The sequence below is a fragment of the Streptomyces sp. NPDC006283 genome, assembly GCF_040613325.1.
In the GTDB taxonomy this organism is placed as follows: Bacteria; Actinomycetota; Actinomycetes; order Streptomycetales; family Streptomycetaceae; genus Streptomyces.
Window position 1 is genome coordinate 1 of the sequence record NZ_JBEXRZ010000295.1, and the last position, 7298, is coordinate 7298.

General features: G+C 70.2%; 8 protein-coding genes and 1 rRNA gene. All 9 read right to left on the reverse strand.

What is annotated here, in order from left to right; genetic code table 11:
• Nucleotides 1–149: 149 nt before the first annotated feature.
• Nucleotides 150–1292: a lysophospholipid acyltransferase family protein gene (locus ABZ070_RS34000; protein WP_356639669.1), complete on the reverse strand. Its 1143-nt coding sequence runs from the start codon at nt 1290–1292 to the stop codon at nt 150–152.
• 15 nt (nt 1293–1307) lie between these two features.
• Nucleotides 1308–2390: an NAD-dependent epimerase/dehydratase family protein gene (locus ABZ070_RS34005; RefSeq protein WP_356639671.1), complete on the reverse strand. Its 1083-nt coding sequence runs from the start codon at nt 2388–2390 to the stop codon at nt 1308–1310.
• 163 nt (nt 2391–2553) lie between these two features.
• Complete coding sequence (locus tag ABZ070_RS34010; RefSeq protein ID WP_003948845.1) at nt 2554–2652, reverse strand: AURKAIP1/COX24 domain-containing protein; 99 nt, start codon at nt 2650–2652, stop codon at nt 2554–2556.
• Nucleotides 2653–2774: 122 nt separating this feature from the next.
• On the reverse strand, nt 2775–2987 hold the full coding sequence (locus ABZ070_RS34015) for a helix-turn-helix domain-containing protein (protein ID WP_014046653.1): 213 nt from the start codon (nt 2985–2987) through the stop codon (nt 2775–2777).
• A gap of 128 nt (nt 2988–3115) precedes the next feature.
• The gene (locus ABZ070_RS34020; RefSeq protein WP_356639673.1) at nt 3116–3919 is read right to left on the reverse strand and encodes a phosphatase; all 804 of its coding nucleotides are present in this window, start codon (nt 3917–3919) and stop codon (nt 3116–3118) included.
• 103 nt (nt 3920–4022) lie between these two features.
• Nucleotides 4023–5201 (reverse strand): acetoin utilization protein AcuC, encoded by a 1179-nt coding sequence (locus tag ABZ070_RS34025; protein WP_356639675.1) that lies wholly within the window; start codon nt 5199–5201, stop codon nt 4023–4025.
• On the reverse strand, nt 5152–6435 hold the full coding sequence (locus tag ABZ070_RS34030) for an MFS transporter (protein ID WP_356639677.1): 1284 nt from the start codon (nt 6433–6435) through the stop codon (nt 5152–5154). Before ABZ070_RS34030 ends, ABZ070_RS34025 begins: the two co-directional genes overlap by 50 nt.
• A gap of 43 nt (nt 6436–6478) precedes the next feature.
• On the reverse strand, nt 6479–7123 hold the full coding sequence (locus ABZ070_RS34035) for an HAD family hydrolase (RefSeq protein WP_356639679.1): 645 nt from the start codon (nt 7121–7123) through the stop codon (nt 6479–6481).
• 84 nt (nt 7124–7207) lie between these two features.
• A 5S ribosomal RNA gene (rrf, locus tag ABZ070_RS34040) occupies nt 7208–7298 on the reverse strand; the annotation flags it as partial.

Genomic DNA, 7298 nt, shown 5'->3' on the forward strand with positions numbered 1-7298 from the left:
CCCTCGGGCCGGGCCTGGGCTCCGCGGGGTCTCACTACTAGCCCCGGGGGGGGGGGGGGGGGGCCCCCGGCCCCCCCCCACCCCTCACTCTCGTCCGCCACCTGACCGCGCGGTCTTCGGGCGTCCGGACCGAGCGACGGACAGACCGGCTAGAAGAAGACCGATCGGCGCTGCACCAGCAGTTTGTACAGCGTGTGCTGGATCTGCTCCCTCACCTGGTCCGTGAGGTTGAACATCAGCATCGGGTCCTCCGCCGCCTCCGGCGGGTACCCGTCCGTCGGGATCGGCTCCCCGAACTGGATCGTCCACTTCGTCGGCAGCGGCACCGCCCCCAGCGGCCCGAGCCACGGGAACGTCGGCGTGATAGGGAAGTACGGGAAGCCCAGCAGCCGCGCCAGTGTCTTCGCGTTCCCGATCATCGGGTAGATCTCCTCGGCTCCGACGATGGAGCACGGCACGATCGGCGCGCCGGCCCGCAGCGCCGTCGACACGAAGCCGCCGCGCCCGAAACGCTGCAACTTGTAGCGCTCGCCGAACGGCTTGCCGATGCCCTTGAAGCCCTCAGGCATCACGCCGACGACCTCGCCGCGCCGCAGAAGCCTTTCCGCGTCCTCCGTGCACGCCAGTGTGTGCCCCGCCTTGCGGGCGAGCTCGTTGACCACGGGCAGCATGAAGACCAGATCCGCGGCGAGCAGCCGCAGATGACGGCCCGCCGGATGGTTGTCGTGGACGGCGACCTGCAGCATCAGACCGTCCAGGGGCAGCGTCCCCGAATGGTTGGCCACCACCAGCGCCCCGCCCTCCGACGGGATGTTCTCGATGCCTTTCACCTCGACACGGAAGTACTTCTCGTACATCGGCCGCAGCATCGACATCAGGACCTGGTCGGTGAGCTCCGCGTCGTAGCCGAACTCGTCGACCTCGTAGTCGCCCGTGAGCCGGCGGCGCAGGAACGCCAGCCCGCCCGCGATCCTCCGGTCCCAGTCACCGGCGGCAGGACCCGGCGCCCCCAGGGGCTTCTCGCCGGCCTCCTGCCCGCCCGGCGCCTCACCGGCAAGGGCGGCTGCGCCGGCGGCGACCGAGGCGGCCGGGGAAGCTCCAGGAGCGCTCGTACCGCCGTCCCCCTCCTCGCCGCCCTGCCGGCCAGGCAGCGGGCTCACAGCCGCCTCCCGACCCACCGCCGGGTCGGCCTTCCTGCGCCCACCGGCCGCGGAGCGCCGCCGCACCGGGCGCTGCGCGCCGCCGCCGCGCGAACGATCGTCGTCGAACGGAATGACCTTGGCGTCCGCCATCGTCGGCTGTGCTCCTTATCCGGGCTGTCCGGTGCTGTGCGGGCTCTGCAGGGCCGCCGGCCCGCCGTCCCCCGAGGACAGCGCGCTCGCGACCTGGTCCACCGCCCTGGCGAGCTTTTCCGGAGGCAGCAGGCCAGGCCCCCGGCTGCGAGCGAAGTCCGCGAAGGTCTCCGCAGTCGTGTACTTGGGGCGGAACCCCAGGGTCTCGTGCATCTGGGCGGTGCTGACCACCCGCCCGTGCGTCAGCAGCCGGATCTGCTCGGGCGAGAAGTCGGTGATGCCGATCGTCCGCAGCGCGGAGCCCACCCAGGTGACCGCCGGCAGCAGCACCGGCATCGTCGGCCGCCCCAGCCGCCGCGAGCACTGGGAGAGGGTCAGCACGCCTTCCCCGGCGATGTTGAAGGTGCCGCTGTTGAGCGTGCCGCGGCGCGGCTCGTGCAACGCCAGCCGCAACACGTCGATGACGTCGTCCTCGTGGACGAACTGCAGCCGCGGGTCGTAGCCGAAGACGGTGGGCATCACCGGCAGGGCGAAGAACTCGGCGAGCGGCGAGTCCGCGCACGGCCCGAGGATGTTCGCGAACCGCAGCACGCACACGGCCACGTCCGGCCGGCGACGGGCGAAGCCGCGCACATACCCCTCGACCTCGACCGCGTCCTTGGCGAAACCGCCGCTGGGCAACGACTTGGGGGGCGTCGTCTCGGTGAAGACCGCCGGGTCGCGCGGGGCGGAGCCGTACACGCTCGTACTCGACTTGATCACGAGCCGCTTGACGGTCGGCGACTTCTGGCAGGCGCCGAGCAGCTGCATGGTGCCGATGACGTTGGTCTCCTTGACCGACGTGCGGCCCCCCGCCCCCAGCGGTGTCCCGGTGACGTCCATGTGCACGACCGTGTCGACGTCGTGCTCGGCGAGGACCCTCGCGATCGCGGGCTGCCGGATGTCGGCACGTACGAAGTCGGCGCCGCCCAGATGGTGCCCGGGCCCCACGGCGTCGACCCCGATCACCCGGTCCACTTCGGGATCCCGCTGGATCCGCCGCACAAGGCGGCCGCCCAGCTGCCGGGCCACTCCGGTGACGAGCACGACCTTGCCCAAGATCAGCGCCTTCCCCTAGGTCCTGGCGTCACCGTAGCGCGTCACTGTTGCACTGTGGTGACGCGACGACGGACTTTTGCCACGTCGCGACCCGCATCGCGGGGACAAGCACCTCGGCCCCTCCACCGGTCGGTGGAGGGGCCGAGACACGTACAGCTGCCGCTTACTTCTTGTTGCGACGCTGAACGCGGGTGCGCTTGAGCAGCTTGCGGTGCTTCTTCTTGGCCATCCGCTTGCGCCGCTTCTTGATAACAGAGCCCACGACTACCCTCGCTCACTTCTCTTCACTCGGTGCGGGGCGTCTGGGCCCACACGACCTACGTCGGCCTAGCCTACCTGCCGCCGAGTGAGGGACGTAATCCGAGGGGAATCGTCCGGCCTCTGTTACGCGGATTCCACCCCCACGAAGGATTCGCGGAGATACTCGTGAACCGCTTGCTCCGGTACCCGGAAGGACCTCCCCACCCGAATCGCCGGCAGATGACCGCTGTGCACCAAGCGGTACACCGTCATCTTCGACACCCGCATTACCGAGGCAACTTCCGCCACGGTAAGGAACTTGACCTCGTTGAGAGGCCTCTCGCTGCCAGCAGCCATGACCCACCTGTACCTTCCGCACCCGACGCGCACCGGCTTCCCCTCCGGTGACTCTTCGTCGCTGTGCGCTCACTGCCCAGACTAGGGGCGGGTGATGCGAGTGGGGAAGAGGAGCAGCGTTCAGCCGCCTACTGTGACAGACACGCCCGATTGAGCACATAGCGCGTCAAGGGCCGGTAGAAATCGGCCCGTACGGCGTCATCAAGCGGAACCGCGACCGATACCTGCCCCTCCACCTCGCCGACGAACACAGCGGGATCGTCCGTGTCGGCCAGACCGATCGCCTCGATGCCCAGCTGACCTGCCCCGCAGACCCAGCCGTGGTCTCCCACGACAAGATCGGGCAGCGGCCCGCCGGCGGCCGCGGCGGCCTCGAGAGCGACCCTGACCGGTAGCGGCGAATGGCTGTGCGCGCCGGCCTCCCGCGCTCCGGCTTCGTGCAGCAGTGCCACCCCTCGTACGTACTCGAGGCCGTACGTGCGTACGCCGAACCGGGTCGTTATGTCGACACATCGCCCCTGCGCGGGTGTGAGTACGGAACAGCCGGCCGCCGACACGGCGTCTGCCAGATCGGCGTAGAACCCGAGCAGACGGTGCGGATGACCGGTCCCGAACAGCACGGACCCCCCTCGCGCGGCCACCGCGCCCAGCCGCTCCGCGAACGCGCCTAGCCTGCACAGGGTCCTCTCCGGGTCGATGACGTCCGTCCCCGTCACATCGTCCGGGTCCCCAGAGACCCCGCACCTCTCCGCCATGAGGGCGACGATGTCGCGCACACTCCAGGACCACCGGGGGTCGAGCCCGATCGTGACCCGGGGGTCCCTTGCCACAAAGGCCCGGTAGCTCCGCAGACTCGCCTCCCGCGACGTGGCGACATCCCCGGCCAACCGCGACGCCAGCAGATGGGCCCGCAAAGCTCCTGTGCTCAACACGCTCCCGATGCTGGCCCACCGGGACGATCACCGCGCCAAAACTCCCGAAACCCGCCACAGTTGGCGTAACACCGCGGTGGGCCGGCCCACCGGCACGCTCGCGCTACGCCAGGAGTCCACGCAACGGGAAGACCGCCCGCCTCGTCGCCAGCACCGCCTGGTCCAACCGGTCCGCCGGATCGTAGCCCTCTTCCCAGGGGCGCCACCGGACGGGCCACCGCCCGTCGGTCATCCGCGCCGGCGCCAACTGCCGCGCCCTCGCGTAGACCTCGTCCCGCCATGACGACGGGATGACCGACTCGGGATCCACGGGCTCGTGCGCCGCGATCCCCACCAGGTGCGTCCACGAGCGGGGGACGACGTCGACGACCGCGTAACCGCCGCCGCCGAGCGCCACCCACCGGCCGCCCTCCGTGTGCTCGTGCGCGAGCGCGTGGCACGCCTCCTGCACCGCGCGCTGGGCGTCCAGTGAGACCGCCAAGTGCGCCAGCGGGTCCTCGAAATGGGTGTCCGCGCCATGCTGCGTGACGAGCACCTGCGGCCGGAAGTCGGCGAGCAGTTCGGGCACGACCGCGTGGAAGGCCCGCAGCCACCCTTCGTCGCCCGTGCCCGCCGGCAGTGCCACGTTCACCGCCGAGCCCTCCGCCGCACCGGCCGCGCCCGTCTCCTCGGGCCAGCCGGTCTGCGGGAACAGCGTCCGCGGATGCTCGTGCAGCGACACCGTCAGGACCCGCGGGTCGTCCCAGAACGCCGCCTGCACGCCGTCCCCGTGGTGCACGTCCACGTCGACGTACGCGACGCGCTCCGCGCCGAGCTCCAGCAGCCGCGCGATCGCCAGCGACGCGTCGTTGTAGATGCAGAAACCGGAGGCGCCGCCCGGCATCGCGTGATGCAGACCGCCCGCGAAGTTCACCGCGTGTGCTGCGTCACCCCGCCACACGGCTTCGGCCGCGCCGACCGACTGCCCGGCGATCAGCGCCGACGCCTCGTGCATCCCGGCGAACGCCGGATCGTCGACCGTGCCGAGACCGTACGACTGGTCGGCGGCCTTCGGGTCGACGGACGCCGCACGGACGGCGTCGATGTAGTCCTCCCGGTGCACGAGCCGCAGCGTCGACGCCCCCGCGGGCTTCGCGGCGACCACGTCCATCGCCCGGTCGAGCCCGTACGCCCGCACCAGCCCCATGGTCAGCGCGAGCCGCACCGGATCCATCGGATGGCTGTCCCCGAAGTCATACTTCGTTACCGCCTCGTCCCACATCAACAACCCGCGGCCGCTCATGCCCGCCACCGTATCGGGCGGTCCCGTCGCCGAACGACCTGGCATACACCAACGTCACGAGCACGAGCACCATCGGCACCAGCATCGCCCAGCGGTAGCTCCACGCGTCTCCGAGCGCACCCACGAGGGGCGACCCGATGAGGAACCCGACATAGTTGAAAACGTTCAGCCGCGCCACGGCCGCATCGCTCCGGCCCGTGCTGTCGCTCTCCCCGGCGTCCTTGTCACCGGCGTGACTGTGCTCGGCGTGGCTCTGCTCGGCATGCCGGCCGGCCGCGGCGAACGTCTGCGGAACGAGCACACACAGCCCGAGGCCCAGCAGCGTGAACCCGAGGATGCCGATCCATGCCCCTGGCGCCACCGCGACCACACCGAACCCGGCCGCCGCCAGCACCGCCCCGCCCCTCACGACCGCCACCGCCCCGAAGCGCCGCACCCCCAGGTCGCCCACGGCGCGCCCGATGAGCGTCGTCACCATGTAGGCGTTGTACGGAACGGTCGCCAGCTCCTCCGAGCTCCTCAGCACGTCCTGCAGGTACTTGGCACTCCAGTTGGAGACGGTCGAGTCCCCGATGTACGCGAACGTCATCACCAGGCAGAGCGGCAGCAGCATCCTGAACGGCACCCCTCCCGCGGCCGCCCCCTGCCCGCGGTCCTCGACGACTTCGGCGCGGCGCGCGTCGACGTACCACCGGCTTCCCGCCAGCGCAGCCGGCACGAGCACCAGCACCACCGGCAGGTAGGAGACGACAAGCGCCAGGTCCCAGTGGGCGCCGGCCCAAGCGAGCGAAGCCCCGATGATTCCGCCGAGGCTGTACGCGGCGTGGAAGCCCAGCATGATGCTGCGTCCGTAGGCCCGTTGAAGGCTGACCCCCAGCATGTTCATGGAGGCGTCCAGCGCCCCGACGGACAGCCCGAAGACACCGAGGGCGCCCGCCACCTGCCAGATCTCGTCCCCGGCCGCAACGCCGAGCAGGGACAGGAACACCACCGGCTGCACCCAGCGCAGCACCGTGCTCACCGGAGTCCGACGCACGAGCCGCTCGGTCAGCACGCTCCCCACGCCGGCGAGGATCGGCACGGCCGCAAGGAACAGGGGCAGCAGGGCGTCGGATATCCCGTACCGCTCCTGGATGGCAGGGATGCGTGTCACGAGGAGCGCGAACGCGACGCCCTGCGAAAAGAAGCTGAACGCCAGAGAGGCCCGTCCGTGGCGCAACCGCGGATCTGTCATGGCCGCACAGCGTATGCCCAGCACCTACCGTGCGGTAGGCGGATCACACGAGCAGTGCGGGCAGCTCTTCCATGGCTCCGAAGTGGCCGTTGACTCCCGCGAGTTCCGTCGCCGCCGTCATGGCCGTGAAGCCGTAGACATCCATCCCCGCCGCCAGGGCCGCCTGCACGCCGAGTCGGCTGTCCTCCACGACCACGCACCGCTCCGGCGCCACGCCCATCCGCTCGGCGGCATGGAGGAAGAGGTCGGGCGCCGGCTTGCCCGTGCCCACGTCCTGCGCGCTGAAGACGATGCCGTCCGTGAACCACCGGTCCAGCCCCGTCCGACGGTGCCCCACCCGGATTCGCTCATGGCTGCCTGAGGAGGCCACGCAGTACGGCACTCCATCGGCCCGGAGCTTCTCCAGCACCTCGGTCACACCGTTCACGGCCGTCAACTCCCGCTCGAACGCGGCGAAGACGCGAGCGTGAAAGACATCGTCGAAGTCGGCGGGCAGCGCCTGCCCCGTCCTTTCACGCACCAGGTCATGGATGCGGTGAACCGCGGAGCCCATGTAATCGCGCAGGGAATCCTCGTAAGAAGTGGGGTGACCCAGCTCGGTGAGATAGGCGGCCAGGATGGTGTTGGACAGAGGTTCACTGTCGACGAGCACACCGTCGTTGTCGAAGATGACGAGGTCATAGCGCATGCCCTCGACCCTAATCGACCCTCCATGGCCGTAAACGCAGAAAAGCCCCGCACCACGAGGGTGCGGGGCTTTCCCACAATGATTGTTCGGCGGCGTCCTACTCTCCCACAGGGTCCCCCCTGCAGTACCATCGGCGCTGAAAGGCTTAGCTTCCGGGTTCGGAATGTAACCGGGC